Source organism: Flavobacterium algicola (assembly GCF_022399565.1).
Lineage (GTDB): Bacteria > Bacteroidota > Bacteroidia > Flavobacteriales > Flavobacteriaceae > Flavobacterium > Flavobacterium algicola.
In genome coordinates, this window is record NZ_JAJTUT010000004.1 from 191,691 (window position 1) to 213,108 (window position 21,418).

A 21,418-nucleotide genomic window follows, 5' to 3' on the forward strand; every position below is an offset into this window, starting at 1 on the left:
GTTCAATCAAATGAAGCCACAACTCAAAGTCGGTAGCTATTTTATTTATTGCTTCGCTAGTTCAAGCGAAGCTCTTGGGTCTTACAATCATACTGATGCTGGTGGCTGCCAAAAGCAGACCACACATAGGAGTGTGAGCTTTAAGATTATGAAAGGAAACAATATGAAACAAAAGAGGAATAAATTCTTGGCATCATTGAAAAAGTTAGAATAACTTTTTCAGTCCTATGCCTTCGGCGGACAAAAAGTTGTTTCCAACTTTTTCAACAAGCCGTTGGGCTGGAATTCTATACTCGAAAAACACCCTACATATAACCCTCTCAAAAGTTGTTAATAACTAAACGATGCTTTACATAGGAATGGCTGTTAGGTGTTGTTTTTATTTTTTGTCAATATATGTTTTTTTGTATTCTGTGGTTAATAATCCTTTATTTTTCTCCTCGTCAAACATATACTTGTCATCATGTCCGAACCAACCTACTCCGTCCGCTTTAAATGTTTTGGAATTAGCATCTTTCACTAATTTATTATGGAAAAAAACATGATTTTTATCTTTTATGTATTTTGAAGGTTTCGCTGGTTCATTCATGAAATAAGATTTTATAATCTCTGCTGATTCATAATCTAATGAGTCAACTCTTAAAGTTTGGTAGTAATAGTAGCGATTATCTTTTCCCCAATTTTCGTCAATTGCAACAAAGAGGTGTGGAGTTACCTTCTCTAATTTGTCAAATTCATAATAAACATTATTCTTGTCAAGTGACCATAGAAGATCTTTAATAACTTTAAAAGTAGTTGGTTCTGCACCCATGATTCTAGCATCTGTCCTTCCAAACTGCAAGAGATACACATTTTTTTTGTCTTTCCAGTAATAATCTTTTACGTGTCCAAAGGTTTTTGGGTCAGCATTTTCTAATATTGACGTATCAATGAAAACATGATTTTTGTCCAATGCAAGGTCAATATTCAAATTGTGATCTATTACTTTGAAAGTTTCATAATCCGCATTTTTAACTTCTGCATAATTAACTCCTATTCTTGCTTCATTTGAACTTCTCAAATAAACCTTTCCATCTTTCTTGGTGTAACCTGTACAACTGGAAATAAAAACAGCTATTAATCCGTATATGATTTGTTTGATTTTCATTGTCTTCTCACTTTTTTTCTTAAAATAACACCTAACGGTTTGCTGCTTTGAGATGGCTGGAAGTTCGTAACCGCTAATTTTTCGGCTTAACGAAAACTTGATACGAAACGGTAATTCCACTAAATTCCAGCTAGCTCAAAATGGCAGTTGGGCAATCGTATTTATGACATATTACAATTGTTAGATTTGTAATAAACGCCATTATTCTTCAACTTAAAGTTTCCAATTGAGTCTATTTCGACTTTTATAGATTCCTTTGTTTCGGGGCAACCTTTAGCTTTCATCATATATAATTCAAATCCATTAGTTGTCTTTTTAAACGAACCCGCTTTTTTTTCTTTATGGTCAAACCACAAATCATACATTTCTAAAATTAGAATAGCTTCTGCAAGATTATCAATTTTGCCAATGAATTTTTTCATTTCTGTTTCATCTGTGACATAATGAACATCATCGTTTTCAATATATGTAACATATGAAAAACAAGTCCCTGGTAAACATCCATTAAAGAAACCTGATTGAGGAGGATAAAAAGTATAACTATTTCTAATTAATGTATCACCATATTTTCTAATCACCTCTTTTTTATTTTTATATAAATCGGGTGTGAATGTAGCATAATCCCAATAGATATAATCTTTATTTGGTTTTATCTGTTCAATTAGTTTATTTCTATCTAGATATTCATCGTTAATTTTAGTAAAACCATTTTCAATTCGGACAAAATTCTTACTACAAGAAATTAAACTAAAAAAAATTAATATTGATACTTTTTTCATTCGCATTTTGGTTTAATATGTTGCCCAACGTGTCGCGGCTTGCAGAAGTGACGAACTTCGTGACCGATTATTTTCGGTTAAGATAAAATTTCTTGCGAAAGATAAACGTGAATTTACCACATATTTCGCCATTTTTGCAAACCGCTGTTAGGCGACGTTTATTTTATAGCATTTTTAATAATATCAATTAATTGTTGTTTATTTTGCGTGTGTGGATTTGTTAATTCACCAACTAATTGTTCTAATATATTTGGCCCTATATTTTGATATGCTTTAGCTCTTTCTTCGACAGTACTTAATCTGAATAGTTCGCAGAAAGTAATAGTTTCACTTCCTTTTGTTGTTTTTGCGACAAATAAACAATTTTGAATAATGTCGATGTGATTTGAATAATCATCATAGTGAGCGTGAACTATTTTAAAATTTGTTCCATCAGCAGGATAATTTGCATTTGCATTGTACAGAACTGGTTTAGTACTTTTCTTTGTATTACAAGCAGGACAACTTAAGGCTAAGTTTAGAGATTTAAAAGTAAAGTTAGGGTATTCTGACTTTGGAATTATATGTTCAATATCTACTTGTTTAATGTCAAAGCCTAGTTGATACTTACAATAACAACATAAATTGTTTTGTTGAGCTCGTAAATGTGTTATAATGTTTTGCTTGATTGGATTAAAGACAATCTTTACCCAATCATTATGAGTACTGAAATTTTGAGAAATAATCGCCGTTTCAACAGCTGTAAAATTATATGGAGTTTGAATACTATTACTCATTATTACTTGCTTCAAAAATGGCCTTAATAACAGTTTTCATCGGGTCATTATCCATTATATATGGATAAAAATTTCGTAGTTTATTTTGTATTGTAATTAATGATTCTTTTGAACTATCATTTTTTGCTAATAAAGCAAGTGCTTTGGAGACATTTTCATATAGGTCAATATTCCTTGTTGATGGCATTTCAAATACATTAAGCAAAATATCTTCAGCTGACCATCCGTAAGTTGATTTGTCAATTGTATTTGCTGAGATAATTCCTTTTTTATTTTTTAGAGATACTACAGAAGAATTATTTGGCTTTAAATCAGATGCCAAGAAAGGCGAGTGAGAGGCAATAATTACGTGACACCCAGAAACATTCTCTAAAATTTTATTTAATAAGTCAATATATTTGGCTTGCCATAGAGGATGAAGACTGATTTCGGGTTCGTCAATTAATATCAAGCTATTATCCTTTAATAGAGGAACAAGTGATAGTAAAGTTGATAAAATGTTAGCTTCTCCTGAACTTGCTTCACTAAAATTGAATGGAGTTCCTCCCTTTTTAAAGACATGAATCTCAAATGTTCTAATAAGTCCTATTCTTCTTAAAATATTGATTAAGTCGTATTCATAAACATTTTCGCTGTACAATGAGTTGTCTCTACGAATTCTACCTATATTTTTCTCTGAAAAATTAATGGTTAATTCATTTTCTGTTTTTCGATAATATAATTTGTCTAATATAAAATCGCACAGTTCATTAGCTCTTTCTTTAACAATATTTATTAGACTGTCATTTCTATAAACAAACCTATTTGCAGAAGATTCCTCAATATAATTGATTAATGTTTTAGGGGTAATATCCTTACTTTTTTCAAAGTAAGAACTGTCAAGTCTGTAGTTCAATTTTATTACTGGTTCATAATTTAGGTAATCAAATATATGTCTATAATTTCTTGAAACATCAAACTGAGAATAGCTTTCAAAAACTATTTCAAGAGCTCGATTCATTAAAGCTTTATTTGAAAAACTATTAATTCTATTTCTAGTGCCTAAATAGTTATAATTAAAATCTCTATGATAGAATTCTTGAGTTGAATTTCGCGAGGTTCTAAAGCTTTGGTCAATAGGAAATTTGTCTGAAATACTATTTGTTACAGCTATTATTTTTGAAGGTGTAAAATTGTATTCAAAATTTGAATCCTTAAATAGATTGGGTTGAGTGATTTCTTGATTTAACTTGTTGAAAAACCTAGCAACTTCGCTTAATATTCTACTTTTTCCTGTTCCATTATTTCCAATTATTAGAGTGAAGTAATTATCGTATTTAGAGTCTAAATCATTAATCAACTCAATTCTATCGGTATTAATTGATTTATTATCTAATTCTAGGCTATATAATCTAAATCCACTCATAATTTTCTCTCAGTTTTTTTTTAAAATGTCGCCTAACGTCCCGCAGCTACACGAGGTTTGGGATTAAGAATGCGTAATATTTCGGATTTGCCAAATTTTTCAAATACAACACCATATTTAAATTAAACCAAATGCCCAAATCTCGTGTAACTGATGTTAGCTGCAGTAATTATTCAAGCGATAGTCTTTTTGATAATAAATGTAAGTTTTCAAAAGTAGAATCCCATAATTTTAAAGTTATCATTTCATCTCGTATTTCTTGATAATCATCGTTTGAATGTAAAATTGTACTGCATGTTGCTGAATAAATGGAATTAGATTGGCATTCTTTTAGAGTTTTTTCTACAATATTAAGGAGTTTGTTTCTTCTAACGGTTAAATTATTTTCTTTATACAACTTAAGACGTTCTAAAGCTGTATCAATTAATTCTTCTAAACCTTGTCCTACCTCAAATCTTTTATTAACTGCTCTTTCAATATGATTTAAATTTACTGCATCAATTGTATTTTGACCTATTACATCTTTTTTTCTAATTCTATATAATTTAAATTGTAAATGTTTTGTTGGTTCAATATTAAATGGGTTTACAATTGGATATTTTATGACATCGTGATTACTTTTTGAACCATTACAACGTTTACATGAGGGTAAAAGGTTTTCCCAATCAAGAACTTTTGAAGGATAATGATTTTTATCTTCAAAATGTTCAACCTCCATATATTTACTCTCTTCCTTTATATCACATTCACAGTAACAACATTTATTTAAGCCTATATTAAGTAGACTTTCTTTTAACCATTCTATATTCCAAACTGCTTCTCCAGTTGAGGCAAAAACAGCACTTTGAGTAATAACAAAACTTGGAGTCAATAGAATTGGAGTATAATTTCGTTCTAATTTAATCATAACTATTCTATTGATATTAATTGAAATTTTAAAAGTTTTCTAAGTTGATTTTGCGGATGCAGTAATTCATCAATTTTAGTATAAATTTCATTTGCATTTTTATAGTTCTCGAGTTCAATTTCACTTTCAAAGTTTTCTATTAGCTTATTGAAAGTTGATGTTCTTAAATCAGTCATTCCCATAATATCTGTTAGAACTTCTTCAACAGTCCATCCTTGAAAACCATACTCACTTTCAGGAAGTTCACGTTGGAAAACTTCTCCATTTTCTATTCCTAATGCAATTATTTGTTTTGGTAATGAATTTTGAATGACATGCGGACTGTGAGTCGATAAAAAAAACTGTGCTTTAGGAAAAGCTTTCATTAAGATATTTACAACTTTTTCTTGCCATTCCGGATGTAAATGCAATTCTATTTCATCGATAACAATTATTCCTTCAAAATCCTTTGCATTTACTCTTGGTTCTTTGAAACGAAATTCAATTTCTTTTATAATTCCAAATAAAATAGAAATGATTGATTTAAATCCAGAAGATAAATATTCATAATATATTTCACCACTTGGAGTGTTAATCATGATGTCATTTGATGAAGCATCAACTCTACTAAAGGTGAAATCAGTATTAAGATATGAAAAGCATTGTTTAGCAAGTTCATAATTATTTATCTGTTCTTGGCTTAATGCATTTTTATGAACTGAATATAAATATCTATGAACAAACCAATTTTTTATGTCTAGTATATTAATTCCATTAATAGCCTCCATCCAGCAAGTGTAATCGTCTTTGTTTGAATCTCTATTAACCGATGAAAGGAGTTGGTATTGAAAAGTTCTAGAAGTTTTTAAAGATATTATCTCACTTGCAAAATCATGTAAACCATACATTTGTGTTAACTTTTCAGGAATGAAAGTGTCAAATTCTAATGTAGCATGAAGGATTTCTCCATTTTTTTCCACTAACGCCTTTATTTTACAATATTCAGAATTTACACTTCTTTTTAAAATGCTTGACTGTCCATTCGAAAATAGATGTGCTATCGATTCTAAAATGGTGGTTTTTCCAATCCCATTAGGTCCACATATTATGTTCATATTAGGATTAAAGTTTAATGTAAGATTTTTAATCCCTCCAACTCCTTCTAATATTATATTTGTTATTTTCATGATTTCTGGTATTATTGCAGCTAACGTTCTGGCGCTTGGCGAGGTTGGGGACTAAAGATGCGGGATTTTTCGGTTAAACACAAATTTTCCAAATACAAAACCAACTTTAAATTCAGCCTAAACCCCCAATCTTGCCAAACGGCTGTTAGGCGTAGTTTTTATTCGGGCTTCAAGTGCATTCCTCTATCATTAAGAACTTTAATAATTCTGTCAACATTACTGTTTGATATACCGAGTTTAATTGCAATATTTTTGCGAATATCATTTGGCCAAAGGCCACTTTTAGGTAAAAGCTTACTAACTGCAAGTATTATAGATTCATTAAATACTTTTGGATGAAGAACTGGCTTTATTAATATGTTTTCAAAATGTTTTGAAGTTCTCAATCTTTGCTTAACATTTTTCTTATAGGATTTTAAAATATCACCTTCGCCCCAAATCTCAACAATATATCTCGAACCTTTTGATAGTATATGGACTCCTAGATCCTCTAAATAAAAAACTTCATCTCCTACCCAAAAATGAAATTCAGGTTCTAAAAAATTAACTTTATCAGTTATCTTTGAATCGAATTCTATTCTTAAACGTTCTCCTTTATATTGTTTATAAACCTCAATTTTGGTATTGTCATCAATTAATTTTACTACTTTCTCTGAAACTTTTTCTGCATAAGTATAGACGTCATTGAATAAGTTTACCAATAAGTCTTCGGTTACTTGAATATAAGTTTTATTAAATCCGAAATCTTTTTTAAATTTCTTATCAGCTTTTCCTAATCTATGTACTAATATATGTCTTATCTGATGGTAATATTTCATTTTCTGTAAACCGACGCCAATACTACTTATATCGATACCTAATTGTTGTTTATAATATTTGACAACATCTTCATATCCTGCGCTAGATAACGGTCTTGTTTCTTTATTTAATAAATGGTTACGTATTTCACTAACAGAGGAAATGTTTAATATTTGAGAATAATTTAGTTCAACTCGTTTTTGATTACTTTTAAAAGGTTCACTCGTTTGTTTAAATATATCTCTTACTGATTGAACAAGAAACAATTCTAATGCAGAAATAATCCTTATATATACTAGTTCTCTTCCTAAAAAAGAAATATTTTTCCCGAAGCTTCGAATAATAAAATCAGATGTTGTTGGAGGAAAGTTTAGTAAGCTTTCAACTCTAATTTTCTCATTTTTGATGTCGTTAAGTTCCCAAATATTATTTTCTTCTAATTCTTTGTAATATGGATTGTTAACTATTAGAAAGCTTGCAAGTGATTTTAATTCTAATTCAAAATATTTAAAAGCTCGTAAAGGTTTATCTGACATAGTATTGTTTTTGAAATTACGCCTAACTATTATATAGACGAAACAAACATTCGTATATACACCCAAAATCGGATAGATAAGCGAAGGTTTGTTTCGTTTTATTTGTTTTCAAATATATTGTTTTTTTTCTTACAAGTCATAAGAAAGACTTTTCGTTTGTTGCAAATTTATCGTGACAAAATGAAGTTCTGTTTTCCACAATCTTGCGTGAGGGGGAGAAGCTAGCTACCGAAGTAGCGCGTATCACCCGACAGCACTATAGAAAGGGGCTTTGTAACTGCAAACAACTTTTAGCCCCTTTTTATAGTGTTGGCATGCCCAAATCCATCTTTTTGTAGGTGTAATAATTTAGTTTTTGAGAGAATGAAAAAAAATTAAATTCCGTTTTTACATTCCAAATTTTAAAAGTATTTTTGCGGTCATGCAACACAACGTACTTATTTTAGATTTCGGATCGCAATACACTCAACTGATTGCGCGTAGAGTTCGCGAATTAAATATATTCTGCGAAATTTTTCCTTACAATCATTTTCCAGATGATTTGTCCAGTTATAAAGCAGTAATTCTAGGAGGTAGCCCTTTCTCTGTTCGCGGAGAAGATGCGCCACACCCAGATTTGTCGCAAATACGAGGCAAATTGCCAATGCTTGCCGTGTGTTACGGGGCGCAATATTTGTCACACTTTAGTGGTGGCGAAGTTGCAGCATCAAACACAAGGGAGTATGGTAGAGCGAATTTGTCATATATTAAGGAGGACGAAGTTTTCTTTGAGGGGATTTCGCCAAACAGTCAAGTTTGGATGAGCCACAGTGATAGTATCAAGGCGTTGCCTACCAATGGTGTGAAACTAGCAAGTACTCACGATGTGGAGTTTGCGGCTTACAAAATTGAGGGAGAAACAACATATGCGATTCAATACCATCCAGAAGTTTTTCACTCTACTGAGGGAGGAAAAATGTTAGAGAACTTTTTGGTAAAAATTGCCGAAGTACCGCAAAATTTTACACCAACTGCTTTTGTTGAGGAGATGGTAGCAGAATTGAAAGAAAAAGTAGGAAATGACAAAGTGGTTTTAGGACTTTCTGGAGGAGTAGATTCTACTGTTGCAGCAGTTTTATTGCACCAAGCGATTGGAAAAAACTTGTACTGTATTTTTGTAAATAACGGTTTGCTTCGTAAAAACGAATTTCAAAGCGTACTGGATCAATACGAAGGAATGGGCTTGAACGTAAAAGGAGTGGATGCTTCGCAACGTTTTTATGATGCCTTGGCTGGAGTTACAGATCCTGAACTAAAAAGAAAAGCGATCGGAAATGCTTTTATCGAAGTATTTGATGCTGAATCACACCTTATCGAAGATGTAACTTGGTTAGCCCAAGGAACTATATATCCTGATGTTATCGAGTCGGTTTCTGTAAAAGGACCTTCGGCTACAATTAAATCGCATCATAATGTGGGTGGTTTGCCTGATTATATGAAATTGAAAATTGTAGAGCCTTTGCGCATGCTTTTTAAAGATGAAGTACGTAGAGTAGGAGCTTCACTAGGAATTGATCCTGAATTGTTGGGTAGACATCCTTTTCCTGGACCAGGATTATCTATTCGTATTTTGGGAGATATTACATTAGAAAAAGTTCAAATTTTACAAGATGTGGATAAAGTTTTTATCGACGGTTTAAAATCTTGGGGATTGTACGACAAAGTTTGGCAAGCTGGAGCGATTCTGCTTCCTGTGAACAGTGTTGGAGTGATGGGTGATGAGCGAACGTATGAGAAGGTTGTTGCATTGCGTGCGGTAGAATCTACTGATGGAATGACAGCTGACTGGGTTCATTTACCTTATGACTTTTTGATGAAAGTGTCCAACGATATTATTAATAAAGTAAAAGGAGTAAATAGAGTTGTATATGATATTAGCTCTAAACCACCTGCAACTATTGAATGGGAATAATCAACATTCATTTGTTGTAATAAATATAGAAACGGTATCAGATTTTTGGAACAAAATTTGGTACCGTTTTGTTATCTTTGAAAATATAATTTCTATAAAAATAAATAATGAAATACTTTTTTGCATTAATTCTTAGTTTTTTTCTAGTAGTAACAACATCTTTTTCGCAAGGAAAAACAATCATGCATAAGGTTGTAGCGGGTGAGACAGTGATACAAATAGCTAAGAAATATCAAGTTACTCCTTATGATATTTATGAATTAAATCCTGATGCACAAAGAGGAATTCAGCCAGATGTGTTTTTGCTTATTCCAAATAAAGGAGGTTACAAAGCGTCTACCTCTGCAACTGCAAAAGCAGTAACTCCAGCAACAGCTGTACCTGCAACTAATCAATCTAAGTTTAATTTGAAGACTACTTCACACGAAGTATTGCCAAAGGAAACTATGTATGGTATTAGTAAGATGTACAATATTACGGCAGAAGAGCTAACAAAAGCAAATCCATTTCTAGCGACGGATGGGGTACAAATAGGGCAAGTACTTGTCGTACCTTCGAAAACAAGCAAAGCGCCAGCTTCAGCTCCAGCAAAATCGTATGTTGCACCAGAAAAGACCGTTTATCATGAAGTACAACGTAGAGAAACAAAATATTCTATTGCAAAACAATATGGTATAACAATAGCAGAACTAGAAAAGCGCAATCCAGAGATAATTCCGAATTTAACGAAGGGATATAAATTATTAATAAAAGGTAGTAGACCAAAAGAAGTCGATAATGTACCATCTGTAGGATTAAAGCAAGAAAATACTGTTTTAACACCTTCAAGTAATGTTAAGACCTTGGTAGAATATACTAGTTACGAAGTAAAGCCTCAAGAAACATTATACAGCTTGTCTAAAAAGTTCAATTTGACGCAAGAACAATTAATCGCTCTTAATCCCGATTTGAATAATGGAGTAAATATTGGCGCAATTCTAAAAGTACCAGCAAATACGATTACAAAGTTTCAAAATAAGAAAGAATTTGGATCATTATCAAAAATGATTGCTGAAGGAAAGCGTAAACGATTGGTGCTGTTATTACCATTTAATATTCCTCATGTTGAAGGTGATTCTGAAAATTCTATTCAAAGTCGTCTTAAGAAAGATAAGTTTTTAGACATGACAATGGATTTTTACTCAGGTGCTTTGATGGCTATTGATTCCGCTAAAGTATTAGGATTACCTATCGATGTAGAAATTTACGATTCTGAAGAAAATAAAAATGGATCTGATGTTGCCAAACTAATCTCTCAACATAATTTACAAGCAGCAAATGCAATCATAGGGCCTTTCTATCAAAGTAATGCTGAAGTAGCGGCACAAATATTAGCAACATCTAATACACCTGTAATCTCTCCGTTATCGAAAGATGTAGGGAATCCGATGCGTAATTTATTCCAAACAATTCCTTCACAAGAAACGGTGAAAAACACTATGTTTGATTACATGCGTGCTAATAGAGGAAACATTATGGCAGTAGTAGATAAGAAGAAAACTTCTATAATCGATTATATAAAGGAAAATCAAAAAGGAGTTCCTTTTGTAGCATTTACGGACAAAGGGAGTGTTTCTGTAGAAAGTTTTAAAAGCTTGCTAGTTAAGGGTAAAATGAACTATGTTGTAATGGAAACTGGAAATACTTGGATGATTAAAAGCACTATTTCAATGATGATAGGTGTCATGAAAGATTATCAAGTACAATTAGTAATTTTAGAACCAAATGATACTTTAAATTTCGAAGAAATTAAAATTGATAACTTGGTGAAGTTAAAATTAATGTATCCTTCTGTTACTCGCGAGAACATAAGTCCAGAAGCTATGGCTTTTGATAGAAATTACAAGCAATTAAATAATGTTTTCCCAGATACCTATTCGACTCGTGGATTTGATGTTACTTTTGATACTATGATGCGATTAGTTCAAGATGTTAAGTTCGAAGACACAGTGAATTCAGTAGCGACAAAACAGATTGATAATCAATTTGAATATTACCGTAAGTCAGATGGTGGATATACAAATAAAGGAGTATTTATTTTATATTACGATACCGATTTGACGATAAAAGAGGCAAATTAACCTCATAACACTATACGCTTAAATAAAAAACAGAATTAAGAAATGAAAATAAATCTTAAAAACGGAATAGATAAATTGCTTTTCGGGATGAAGCAGAAGGATATTGTTGCGATCTACGGTAAACCATCCAAAGAATACAAGGACGAGGACGAAAATCTTATATTAGTGTACAACCTATTAAAAATGCGTTTGACATTATATAAAGATGAAGAATTTAAATTGGGATACATAGTAGCCTCAAGTCCCGAATTAGATCTACTAGGAACTAAAATTATTTCTAAAAAGATCGTTGATGTTAAAAAAGATTTGAGTAAAAAAAATATAATCAAATTCACACAAGAAGAATTTGATACTTTTGAAAATTACTTCAACGAAGAAAACTGGATAATCTTTCAAACCGAATTTGATGAAGTCGTTAAATTTGAGATTGGTGCAATTATCAATCAAAAAGACGAATTTGATTGGAAATTTGGTATGAAATAAGCAACTGTCAAAACATTAAAAAAGCCATTATTTTATAAATAATGGCTTTTTTAGTTTATAAAATATCCAGTTGATATGTGCTGTTACTATTTATAAGCGCTAAGTATAATTACTTTTTGTCTACTGTGATGCGATTTTCACGATTAGCAAGTTCCCATGCTACTGCAAAAGCAAGTTGTGATCTTTTAGTCAATGCGTCAAATTCAATTTTATCAACAGTATCTGTACTTTTATGATAATCAGCATGGACACCATTAAAAAAGAATACAGAAGGAATACCATTCTTCGCAAAATTGTAATGGTCTGAACGGGTATAATATCGGCTAGGATCATTATTCTCAGTATATCTAAAGTCTAGATCAATCTTAGAACTTTTCTCATTAGCAGCAATCACGATATTTAGTAAATCAGTAGACAAACGTTCTGCGCCAATTACATAAACATAATTATTACTTTGTGAATGATCGGCATCTCGTCGACCAATCATATCAATATTGATGTCGCTAATTGTATTCTCTAAAGGGTATAATGGGTTTTCGGAATAAAATTTCGAACCCAAAAGACCATGTTCTTCCCCGGTAACATGTAGAAATAATATAGATCGCTTTGGACCGTGACCGTCTTTCTGCGCTTCTTTAAAAGCTTTAGCAATTTCCAATAATGCAACGGTTCCCGATCCATCGTCATCTGCACCATTAAAAATGATTCCATTCTTTACACCAACATGATCATAATGAGCAGACAGAACTATGATTTCGTCTGGTTTTTCGCTTCCTTTTATAAATGCGGCAATGTTTTCTGAACTATCCAAAAATTGTCCGCCTCTCGTTTTTAAAGCAGACGAAGGAATGAATTGTAAGTAATCAGTAGTATTTGCAGCAGGAGCTATTTCGTTTCTCTTATATTGATTGATCAGATACCGACCAGCATATTTTTGACCAATAGAGCCTGTTTGCCTTCCCTCCATAGAGTCTGATGCGATGATGTAAAGATGCTTTCTTAAATCGGCCTCATTAATTGATTTGCTATATTTATTAAGTAGGGAGTCCGACCTACTGTCAATAGCTTTAGAGTTGGCGCAGGAGAAGAATAAAAATACAATAAAAATTAAAAAACAATTTTTCATTACTTAGATATTAATACTGTACAATTTAAAAAGGAAGTTGGTAATAGCCAGCGCATAGTATCAAAAACAATTTATAACAATTGGAGATCGAAAGATATTTGCTAGTTAAGTGGCGAATTTACATTATATTTCTAATTATAAAGTAATTAAGTTTTAAATAAAAACCATTCAAGCACTTGAAAGGGATTAACACTGTATAGAATTTAAATTTATCCATTATTTCGTTTAGATTCAAAACACCACTGATTTAGAATCTTTATAAGTATTAAAGTAGAAAAATAGCATTATTTTTGTAACTTAAAGCATAAAAAACGACATCATGCAACAAGTACAAAACGAACTTTCTTCTATATCTGAATCATTAATATCCAAGGAGAATCAATATGGCGCTCATAATTACCATCCTTTACCTGTAGTATTAGATAAAGGAGAGGGCGTATTTGTATGGGACGTTGATGGTAAAAAATATTTTGATTTTTTATCTGCCTATTCCGCCGTTAATCAAGGGCATTGTCATCCCAAAATTGTAGGCGCGATGATCAATCAGGCTCAAAAATTAACTTTAACTTCAAGAGCTTTTCATAATGATCAATTAGGTGTTTATGAAGAGTACATCACCAAATATTTTAATTTTGACAAAGTCTTACCCATGAATACAGGTGCAGAGGCAGTCGAAACGGCACTGAAATTATGCAGAAAATGGGCGTATGAAGTAAAAGGAATTGCTGAAAATCAAGCGCAAATTGTTGTGTGTGAAAATAATTTTCACGGAAGAACGACTACAATTATTTCTTTTTCAAATGATGAAGGAGCTCGCAAGAGTTTTGGTCCTTTCACAGAAGGATTTATAAAAATACCTTACGATGATATTGAAGCGCTAGAAAAGACTTTAGCATCTTCTAAAAATATAGCAGGCTTCTTGGTTGAACCTATCCAGGGAGAAGCGGGGGTTTATGTTCCAGCTGAAGGTTACTTAGCGAAGGCAAAAGCACTTTGTGAAAAGCATAATGTCCTATTCATTGCAGACGAGGTTCAAACAGGTATTGCGCGTACAGGAAGATTATTGGCTACTTGCGGAAATTGCTCTTGTACCAATGGCTGTGAAAATACGCCTGAGGTAAAAGCAGATATTCTAATTTTAGGAAAAGCTATCTCAGGTGGTGTATACCCTGTGTCAGCCGTATTAGCTAATGACGAAATAATGAATGTTATAAAACCAGGCCAACATGGTTCTACTTTTGGTGGAAACCCAGTTGCGGCAGCTGTTGCGGTGGCGGCATTAGAAGTAATTAAAGACGAACGTTTAGCTGAAAATGCAGATCGTTTGGGCGTTATTCTTAGAGACGGTTTGAATAAGATAGCAGAGAATAATTCGTTGATTACGCTTGTGCGAGGAAAAGGATTATTGAATGCGATTGTAATCGACTGCGATGAGGAATCTGATCTGGCTTGGAATATTTGCTTGAAATTTAGAGACCATGGTTTATTAGCAAAACCAACTCATGGAAATAAAATTCGCTTGGCTCCGCCTTTAGTAATCACTGAAGCTCAAATACAAGAGTGTTTAGAGATTATCGAAAAATCATTAGCAGAATTCAAATAGAACTTTATTTATTAGACTTCTTTAAAATTATAAAACCATTAAAAAAACTAGAATGCACGTTATGTATATTCTAGATTTTTAATGGTTTTTGCAGTTATAGTTGTAACCAATACATCTACTTTCGTACTTATTTAGTACACAATATAGTAAATGCTTACTGTTGCGAAACTATAACTTCTTTGTCATTACGCATTAATAGCTGTAACAACATTGACAATACAATTGTAAGCATTGCTCCAATAAAATTGAGCCATAAATAACCCAGTGTTTCTTTACCGCTAGGATAAATTATATTCGTAAAATAATATATCACAAAAATTGTCAATTGACTTGTTACCGCACTATAGAAAATTGCTTTAGATTTTACGAATTTAAAGTAGAATCCGACTAGGAAAATTCCAAGAACTGTACCGTAAAATATTGATCCTATAATATTTACAAGTTGAATCAAGTTTTCAAAAAGTGTTCCCACACAAGCAAAAAGAATGGCAATTATTCCCCATAATAAAGTAAATAATTTTGTTGCGTATAAATAGTGTTTCTCTGTTTTCTCTTCTTTTACATTTCGTTTATAGATGTCTATAGCTGTAGTAGATGCCAGTGCATTCAATCCTGAGGCAGTAGATGACATCGCTGCAGATATAATTACCGCCAATAATAATCCAACCAATCCAGTAGGTAAATAATGCAGGATGAAGTGGAAAAAAACGTAATCTTTATCATTTGTCTCACTATTACTATCAGCTTTGATAATGATTTCTTTAGCTCGGTCTCTTAAATCTTTTTCTTTTAATGACAAAGCAACCAATTCTTTCCTCAAAATCGGATTATCAAAATCTTGATTTAGTTGATCAATATATAGTAAGTTAATAACTTTTTTGTCCTCTGAGAGCGTAAGCAAATCATTTTCTAATACATGATATTCATCTTTGTATGATGACTTTTCTATGGCAATCTTATTGTTCGGATTAAAGTTTAATGGAACTGGATTGAATTGAAAGAAAACAAAAACCATTACTCCAGTTAATAATATAAAAAATTGCATTGGTACCTTTAAGAACCCATTCATTATCAATCCCATCTGACTTTCCCGCACTGATTTTCCCGATAAGTAGCGTCCCACTTGCGACTGGTCGGTTCCAAAATAGGCCAAAGCCAAGAAAAATCCACCTGTAATACCACTCCAAAAAGTATATTTGTCTTCAGGGTCGGTCGAAAAACTTACAATATCCATTTTCGAATTGGCACCGGCGATGTGCAGCGCATTGCTAAAAGTCATTTCATTTGGTAAATAATTCAATATTAGGAAAAATGTAATCATCATTCCCGACATAATAACAAACATTTGTTGCTTCTGAGTAACATTTACAGCCTTTGTTCCGCCAGAAAAAGTATATATGATTACCATACAACCTATGATGATATTCATGTAAGTAAGGTTCCATCCTAATAACGCTGATAATATAATTGCCGGTGCATAAATTGTTAATCCTGTTCCCAAACCTCGTTGAAACAAAAATAGAACTGCTGCCAAGGAACGTGTTTTTAGGTCAAAACGCTTTTCTAAATATTCGTAAGCTGTAAAGACTTTGTATTTATGATAAATAGGGATGAACGTCAATGAGATTACGATCATTGCAATCGGTAATCCAAAATAGAATTGTATGAAACCCATTCCATCATGGTAGGCTTGTCCTGGAGTCGACAGAAAGGTAATGGCACTTGCTTGAGTAGCCATTACAGATAAACCTACAGTATGCCATGGTGTCTCATTTCCACCTAGGATAAAATCTTGCACATTTTTGCTGCCTTTTGTTTTCCATGCTCCATAGATTACAATGAAAAGTAAAGTAACAATTAGAATAATCCAGTCAAATATTTGCATCAGCTTAAGAGTATAATTTCATTATTAAATAAAAAATAGTGATGTAAATGACATTAGCAATTAGCACCCAACTGTATTTTTTCTCCCATTTTCTAGCTTTTTTTGGTTCCATAGTGTCTTATTTATCTGTTTTAGAATCTTTATTGGAATCTTTATTTTGTAACGAAATTAAATTAGCCATTAATCGAAATGCTCCAGAAACTCCTTCTGGCAATTCTCTAAAAAAGCTTAAACCAGTATAAACATAGTGTCCTTTACCGTAAGGGGCAATTAACAAAGCACCGTCAACTGCTTGTTCACCAGTATCATGAGAAGACAGAATTGGAGTGAAAGCTGCATCATATTTATTGGGGTAATACAAGCCTTGCTCTTGTTTCCAACCTTTAAAATCAGCCTCCGTAATTTTGTTAGGATAATTCAGAACATCATGATTTGGAGCTAGGAAAGTAATTTTCGCATCTTCTTCAGTAACTCTATTATTTGAAATACTAAGCGGTAAAGGAGCTAGTTGCACACCTGGTAGTAAACTAGGCGTGTTATATTGAACAATCATTGTTTTACCATCTTTGACAAAATCAAATAAAAGCTGCTGTTTGTTGACTAAAGAATTGACTGTATTGTATGCCCTAATTCCTGTAATGATTACGTCAAATGATTTTATATTTGATGCATTTATTTCATCAGGATCTACATAAGTAACATCATAACCCATTTGTAACAGACTTGCAGGAACTGCATCACCAGCGCCCATGATATAACCTATCTTTTGTGATCCAGTTTTAATATCGAGTTTAATGAATTTTGACACCGCAGGCTGTAATATCTGCTGTTTTGCAATGTGCGGATATTCGATAATAGTTTGCTCAGAATTGAACTTTTTCCCATCGATTAGTACTATACTATTTGCAAATATTTCATCCGCTTTTGCGGGTGGCGTTACTTTAAAGTAAAAAGTTTTTTCACTTCCAGATTTCTCTAAGTTGAAATTAAATTTTTGTGGAGAAGAAATCCAGTTCTTTGATAGCTCTAATTTTAGCTCACCTTTTAAATTTTCTTTTCCAGACTTCACAACAACTGCTATTTCCTTTGAATAATCATTGTTGAAAAGAACTACATTTTCCTTAAATCTAGTTGAAACTTCAGGGACTATATCTAAAAATTGATACATTTCGCCCTTCGATGGGTGATTGTACTTGTAAACTATTGGTCGTTCTACTTTAATTGCAATACCATTAAAAGTAAGATTAAATGCAACCTTATTATCTCTAATAATATCCGGAATGCCTATTTTTTCCTGATCATTAACAATATACATTCCAAGTGTTCCCTCTTCTTTTAACCAGTATGGCTCAGTAAATTCTGCGGTTTCAGGTATGGTGATAGTTGTGTTAAATTTAAGATCACGATTATTAAGTAGTGATTTACTTTGTGCAGTAGTGATTTGATTAGGGTAAGTCGTGATACTTGCTAAGTTAATTTGAGCATCAGTTCTATTAATTGCCTCTATCGTTATTTGAACAGATTGTCCAGGGATGACTTCTGGTTGGTTGGCGACAGCTTCTAGATATAGACCAGCACAGTTTATAATACATTCTTTAATTTCTTCTGTCTTGATTTTTTTCCAATTTGAATCTTCTAATGACTGTACCATTTCATAGGCTTTGATCAAATTTGGAATACTTTTAGAAGGAGTTGTAAAATCGTATGAGGTTATTATTTTGGTAATTAGGTCACCAATGTTTTTTCCATTTTTTACGCGATTCCAACTAGTATCGATACCGTCAAATAGATCTGTATTTGATGATAAAGCTTTGCCGTTTATCGGTTCTAGGTATTCTACTTCCTCACCACGTGTTCCTGTACTTCCAAAACCTTGTGATTGATGGCTACTTCTACTCAATGCCGAAATTTCAGCATTTGATTTTCCTAAATTAGTGTAGTAAACTCCCGTTTGAAATTTAATGAAATTTGATTTATCAGCAGCATCAAATCTTTCTTGACTCCCATAAAACCAATAAGAAGGATTAAAAAACTGTCGCGTCACTTGCCATGGTTTTACGTACTTTAATTGATCAGAATATATAGAAGCATCGTTACTCAAGTCAAAACTTTCTACACTCAAAAGGGCAGAGGCAGAGTGATGTCCATGTGTGTTTCCAGCAGTGCGATGGTCAAAGCGATTAATGATGACATCTGGTTGAAATTTTCGAATTGCCCAAACAACATCAGATAAAACTTTGTCCTTATCCCATATTTCTAATGTTTCCTTAGGATTTTTAGAAAAACCAAAATCATTTGCTCGCGAGAAAAGCTGTTGCCCGCCGTCAATTTTGCGAGCTTCCAAAAGTTCTTGAGTTCGAATAACTCCCAACTGCTCACGCAATTCTGGTCCAATTAAGTTTTGCCCGCCGTCTCCTCGCGTTAGGGACAAATAAGCAGTTCGCGCTTTCTTCTCTATTGATAAATATGAAATTAGTTTGGTATTCTCATCATCTGGATGAGCAGCAATGTAAAGTACCGAACCAAGAAAATTTAATTTTTGAATCTGATTGTAAATTTCTGCAGAATTTGGTTTTTGTGGTTTTTGAGCACAAATAATTTGAAACGATAAAAGAAAAATTAATAAAGAAAAAGTACGGTTTTGATGCATATTCAAGTAGTTAATTTGCAATAAATTCAAATGTAGTAATTAAATTTTTTTAAGCTTTGATTTTCAACTTTTCTTAACAAAAAAAAGAGCATCAATTGTGCTCTTTTTTTTTACTTCAGGTCTTTATAAGACTAATGTTTTTTATTACTTTTTTTGCTGTTATTCTTCTTGTTTTCCTTTTTATAAGCCTTGTATTGTTTTTTATGGCTGTCAAAATGCTGGTATGGTTTATCCCCTTTATAGCCTTTTAAAACTACTTTCTGACAGGAATTTATATCATACTTACTATAACGAGACGGTAGGTTTTTTGCGCGTACCCAACTGCTTCCATTTAAATAAATAAAGACTGAGGAGTGCGTATCGTAGTAAGCTTGTACCTCTGGGATGTAGTAATAATCAACCGTCGTATAACCTTCCGCTGGAGCCCAAGTAGGACGCGGGCCTATATTTACATTTACTGATACTTGCGATTGTACTGCACTTGATACAAAGAACAGAAGGCTAAGAGCTACTAATTTTAAAATTTTCATGATGATTATATTTAACTGTAAATATTAATTTGGGATATTTTTGGCACGATGGTAAGGTAGTCGTTAAGGGGCCTAATTCAATCATTTTTTGATTATCTATAATTTTATAATAACTACAAAAACTAGGTTGAATCACTTCTCATTAGGTATAAAAAAAGGAGCATGTAAAATGCTCCTTTGTAAATCACCGCTTTAAATAGTAAAGCTATTAATGTTTGTTTTTGTATTTTTTACTATTCCCTTTTTTGTGATCATTTTTATCATAATATTTATCATGATAATTGTGTTTGCTGTTTTTTTCTACATAAGCAACACGTTGCTGTGGTTTGTGATAATTATAAGACTCATAAGGACGGCTTCCTCTATAACCATTTAATGCAACGATACGGGAATGATTTAAATTTACATTTCTATATTGGTAAGGTACATTTCTAGATCGTACCCAATTGTTTCCATTTTGGTAAACATAAACTGAAGAACGAGTATCATAATAAGCATGTACTTCGGGTACATAGTAAAACCCAACATTAGCATACCCCTGAGTAGGAGCCCAAACAGGACGACTACCGATATTTACATTTAGAGATACTTGTGCTTCAACTGAACTTGATACTACTAATAAGATTCCAACGGCTAATAATTTTAATGTTCTCATAATTCCTATATTTTAAATTGTTTTTATTTCAATGTCATTGTTGCTAAGATATTTTCAACAACTGTGCCAAAGCAATAGTATAGTCTTTGATGAGTGGTAATTCAGAGTGCTGTCTTTCGTTTTAAGAGTCAGTATATTAGACGGTTATCAATTTTTAAAATTAAAGAATATTTTATTCAAATTTCAGTTTTTAGATTGATTATGTATTTAGTTTATTTCAATTTGGGCATAAAAAAACTACCAAAATTAATCCGTTTGGTAGTTTTAAAAATTACAAAATCTTATTTTAATTATTACGCATTCACATCAAGACCAAAAGTGTTACGTAAGATTTCGATATTAGGATTGATTTCAAACAAACGGTTGTAACGGTCTTGGTCATTTAGGTTGCGTTTACTTTGCATGGTCTCGTTGACTATTACTTCAATATTAATATCATGGTTATGCAAATGACCTCGCAAATGACCTAGGAGTCCGATTTTTTCACTCTCAAAATCAAGTTTGGAACCTTCGTTTGGTAATTCGATAGTGATATTGGCAGTGCCTTGAAGTTTGGGATCATTGATCATAAGTAATGATTCCATGATACGGTAACCTTTATTCCCTAGTTTTTTAGCGTAATTATTCCATTGAATTAGCATCTCCGTTTCTGTAAAGGGTTCTGTAGGTAATACAGTATGATTGACTGGTTTTACGAAGTTTTTACTACTTTCAACTAATGCTTTTTTTGCACGTATACTGGCTAAAGAGAATGCAGACACATTAGGTCCATCAAAATTGGGCGTTTCTTTTACAATTGGGGTAACTGGTGGTGCTATAGGCATATCTACCGGAGCAGAAACCGTCTTTGATTCCTCAATTGTTGCTTTGGACATCGTTTGATCTGCAATCGAGTAATCTC

The 21,418-nt window shown here is 32.4% G+C and carries 17 protein-coding genes; 4 read left to right on the top strand and 13 right to left on the bottom strand.

What is annotated here, in order from left to right; all coding sequences use genetic code 11:
• Positions 1-379: 379 nt before the first annotated feature.
• From LXH21_RS15175 to LXH21_RS15205, 7 genes are all read right to left on the bottom strand, one after another.
• Positions 380-1,147 (bottom strand): DKNYY domain-containing protein, encoded by a 768-nt coding sequence (locus LXH21_RS15175; RefSeq protein ID WP_239867810.1) that lies wholly within the window; start codon positions 1,145-1,147, stop codon positions 380-382.
• A gap of 161 nt (positions 1,148-1,308) precedes the next feature.
• Positions 1,309-1,926: a hypothetical protein gene (locus tag LXH21_RS15180; protein ID WP_239867813.1), complete on the bottom strand. Its 618-nt coding sequence runs from the start codon at positions 1,924-1,926 to the stop codon at positions 1,309-1,311.
• Between the two features lie 158 nt (positions 1,927-2,084).
• Positions 2,085-2,702: an HNH endonuclease gene (locus tag LXH21_RS15185; RefSeq protein ID WP_239867816.1), complete on the bottom strand. Its 618-nt coding sequence runs from the start codon at positions 2,700-2,702 to the stop codon at positions 2,085-2,087.
• Entirely contained in the window at positions 2,695-4,107 is a 1,413-nt protein-coding gene (locus LXH21_RS15190; RefSeq protein ID WP_239867819.1) for an ATP-binding protein, read from the bottom strand. The genes LXH21_RS15185 and LXH21_RS15190 overlap by 8 nt, the downstream gene beginning before the upstream one ends.
• Positions 4,108-4,276: 169 nt before the next feature.
• On the bottom strand, positions 4,277-5,014 hold the full coding sequence (locus LXH21_RS15195; protein WP_239867822.1) for an HNH endonuclease: 738 nt from the start codon (positions 5,012-5,014) through the stop codon (positions 4,277-4,279).
• A gap of 2 nt (positions 5,015-5,016) precedes the next feature.
• Positions 5,017-6,180, bottom strand: a complete 1,164-nt coding sequence (locus tag LXH21_RS15200; RefSeq protein WP_239867825.1) for an AAA family ATPase — start codon at positions 6,178-6,180, stop codon at positions 5,017-5,019.
• Between the two features lie 158 nt (positions 6,181-6,338).
• Entirely contained in the window at positions 6,339-7,514 is a 1,176-nt protein-coding gene (locus LXH21_RS15205; RefSeq protein WP_239867829.1) for a hypothetical protein, read from the bottom strand.
• A gap of 421 nt (positions 7,515-7,935) precedes the next feature.
• Here LXH21_RS15205 and guaA point away from each other — a divergent pair, with 421 nt between their 5' ends.
• The 3 genes from guaA to LXH21_RS15220 all read left to right on the top strand — a co-directional run bounded on the left by guaA (position 7,936) and on the right by LXH21_RS15220 (position 12,068).
• Entirely contained in the window at positions 7,936-9,465 is a 1,530-nt protein-coding gene (gene guaA, locus LXH21_RS15210; protein WP_239867831.1) for a glutamine-hydrolyzing GMP synthase, read from the top strand.
• A 107-nt stretch (positions 9,466-9,572) separates the two neighbouring features.
• On the top strand, positions 9,573-11,585 hold the full coding sequence (locus LXH21_RS15215; protein ID WP_239867834.1) for a LysM peptidoglycan-binding domain-containing protein: 2,013 nt from the start codon (positions 9,573-9,575) through the stop codon (positions 11,583-11,585).
• A gap of 42 nt (positions 11,586-11,627) precedes the next feature.
• Positions 11,628-12,068 (top strand): hypothetical protein, encoded by a 441-nt coding sequence (locus tag LXH21_RS15220; RefSeq protein ID WP_239867837.1) that lies wholly within the window; start codon positions 11,628-11,630, stop codon positions 12,066-12,068.
• A gap of 109 nt (positions 12,069-12,177) precedes the next feature.
• On the opposite strand, the gene LXH21_RS15225 is transcribed toward LXH21_RS15220, so the two are convergent.
• Positions 12,178-13,194: a M28 family peptidase gene (locus tag LXH21_RS15225; RefSeq protein WP_239867840.1), complete on the bottom strand. Its 1,017-nt coding sequence runs from the start codon at positions 13,192-13,194 to the stop codon at positions 12,178-12,180.
• A gap of 319 nt (positions 13,195-13,513) precedes the next feature.
• Between LXH21_RS15225 and rocD the strand changes: the two genes are divergently transcribed.
• Positions 13,514-14,797, top strand: coding sequence for an ornithine--oxo-acid transaminase (gene rocD / locus LXH21_RS15230; protein ID WP_239867842.1), 1,284 nt, complete (start codon positions 13,514-13,516; stop codon positions 14,795-14,797).
• Positions 14,798-14,951: 154 nt separating this feature from the next.
• On the opposite strand, the gene LXH21_RS15235 is transcribed toward rocD, so the two are convergent.
• From LXH21_RS15235 to LXH21_RS15255, 5 genes are all read right to left on the bottom strand, one after another.
• A complete protein-coding gene (locus LXH21_RS15235; RefSeq protein WP_239867844.1) occupies positions 14,952-16,682 on the bottom strand; it encodes a sodium:solute symporter in 1,731 nt (576 codons plus the stop codon).
• A 118-nt stretch (positions 16,683-16,800) separates the two neighbouring features.
• Complete coding sequence (locus LXH21_RS15240; protein WP_239867847.1) at positions 16,801-19,332, bottom strand: PIG-L family deacetylase; 2,532 nt, start codon at positions 19,330-19,332, stop codon at positions 16,801-16,803.
• 131 nt (positions 19,333-19,463) lie between these two features.
• Positions 19,464-19,862, bottom strand: a complete 399-nt coding sequence (locus LXH21_RS15245) for a hypothetical protein (RefSeq protein ID WP_239867850.1) — start codon at positions 19,860-19,862, stop codon at positions 19,464-19,466.
• A 208-nt stretch (positions 19,863-20,070) separates the two neighbouring features.
• A complete protein-coding gene (locus LXH21_RS15250) occupies positions 20,071-20,517 on the bottom strand; it encodes a hypothetical protein (protein WP_239867852.1) in 447 nt (148 codons plus the stop codon).
• A gap of 293 nt (positions 20,518-20,810) precedes the next feature.
• The gene (locus LXH21_RS15255) at positions 20,811-21,392 is read right to left on the bottom strand and encodes a DNA polymerase III subunit gamma/tau (protein ID WP_239867855.1); all 582 of its coding nucleotides are present in this window, start codon (positions 21,390-21,392) and stop codon (positions 20,811-20,813) included.
• Positions 21,393-21,418: the final 26 nt, after the last annotated feature.

Excerpts from the sequence above, each read along its gene's own strand:
- LXH21_RS15175 (WP_239867810.1), bottom strand. The coding sequence starts at position 1,147 with ATGAAAATCAAACAAATCATATACGGATTAATAGCTGTTTTTATTTCC.
- LXH21_RS15180 (WP_239867813.1), bottom strand. The coding sequence starts at position 1,926 with ATGAAAAAAGTATCAATATTAATTTTTTTTAGTTTAATTTCTTGTAGT.
- LXH21_RS15185 (WP_239867816.1), bottom strand. The coding sequence starts at position 2,702 with ATGAGTAATAGTATTCAAACTCCATATAATTTTACAGCTGTTGAAACG.
- LXH21_RS15190 (WP_239867819.1), bottom strand. The coding sequence starts at position 4,107 with ATGAGTGGATTTAGATTATATAGCCTAGAATTAGATAATAAATCAATT.
- LXH21_RS15195 (WP_239867822.1), bottom strand. The coding sequence starts at position 5,014 with ATGATTAAATTAGAACGAAATTATACTCCAATTCTATTGACTCCAAGT.
- LXH21_RS15200 (WP_239867825.1), bottom strand. The coding sequence starts at position 6,180 with ATGAAAATAACAAATATAATATTAGAAGGAGTTGGAGGGATTAAAAAT.
- LXH21_RS15205 (WP_239867829.1), bottom strand. The coding sequence starts at position 7,514 with ATGTCAGATAAACCTTTACGAGCTTTTAAATATTTTGAATTAGAATTA.
- guaA (WP_239867831.1), top strand. The coding sequence starts at position 7,936 with ATGCAACACAACGTACTTATTTTAGATTTCGGATCGCAATACACTCAA.
- LXH21_RS15215 (WP_239867834.1), top strand. The coding sequence starts at position 9,573 with ATGAAATACTTTTTTGCATTAATTCTTAGTTTTTTTCTAGTAGTAACA.
- LXH21_RS15220 (WP_239867837.1), top strand. The coding sequence starts at position 11,628 with ATGAAAATAAATCTTAAAAACGGAATAGATAAATTGCTTTTCGGGATG.
- LXH21_RS15225 (WP_239867840.1), bottom strand. The coding sequence starts at position 13,194 with ATGAAAAATTGTTTTTTAATTTTTATTGTATTTTTATTCTTCTCCTGC.
- rocD (WP_239867842.1), top strand. The coding sequence starts at position 13,514 with ATGCAACAAGTACAAAACGAACTTTCTTCTATATCTGAATCATTAATA.
- LXH21_RS15235 (WP_239867844.1), bottom strand. The coding sequence starts at position 16,682 with ATGCAAATATTTGACTGGATTATTCTAATTGTTACTTTACTTTTCATT.
- LXH21_RS15240 (WP_239867847.1), bottom strand. The coding sequence starts at position 19,332 with ATGCATCAAAACCGTACTTTTTCTTTATTAATTTTTCTTTTATCGTTT.
- LXH21_RS15245 (WP_239867850.1), bottom strand. The coding sequence starts at position 19,862 with ATGAAAATTTTAAAATTAGTAGCTCTTAGCCTTCTGTTCTTTGTATCA.
- LXH21_RS15250 (WP_239867852.1), bottom strand. The coding sequence starts at position 20,517 with ATGAGAACATTAAAATTATTAGCCGTTGGAATCTTATTAGTAGTATCA.
- LXH21_RS15255 (WP_239867855.1), bottom strand. The coding sequence starts at position 21,392 with ATGTCCAAAGCAACAATTGAGGAATCAAAGACGGTTTCTGCTCCGGTA.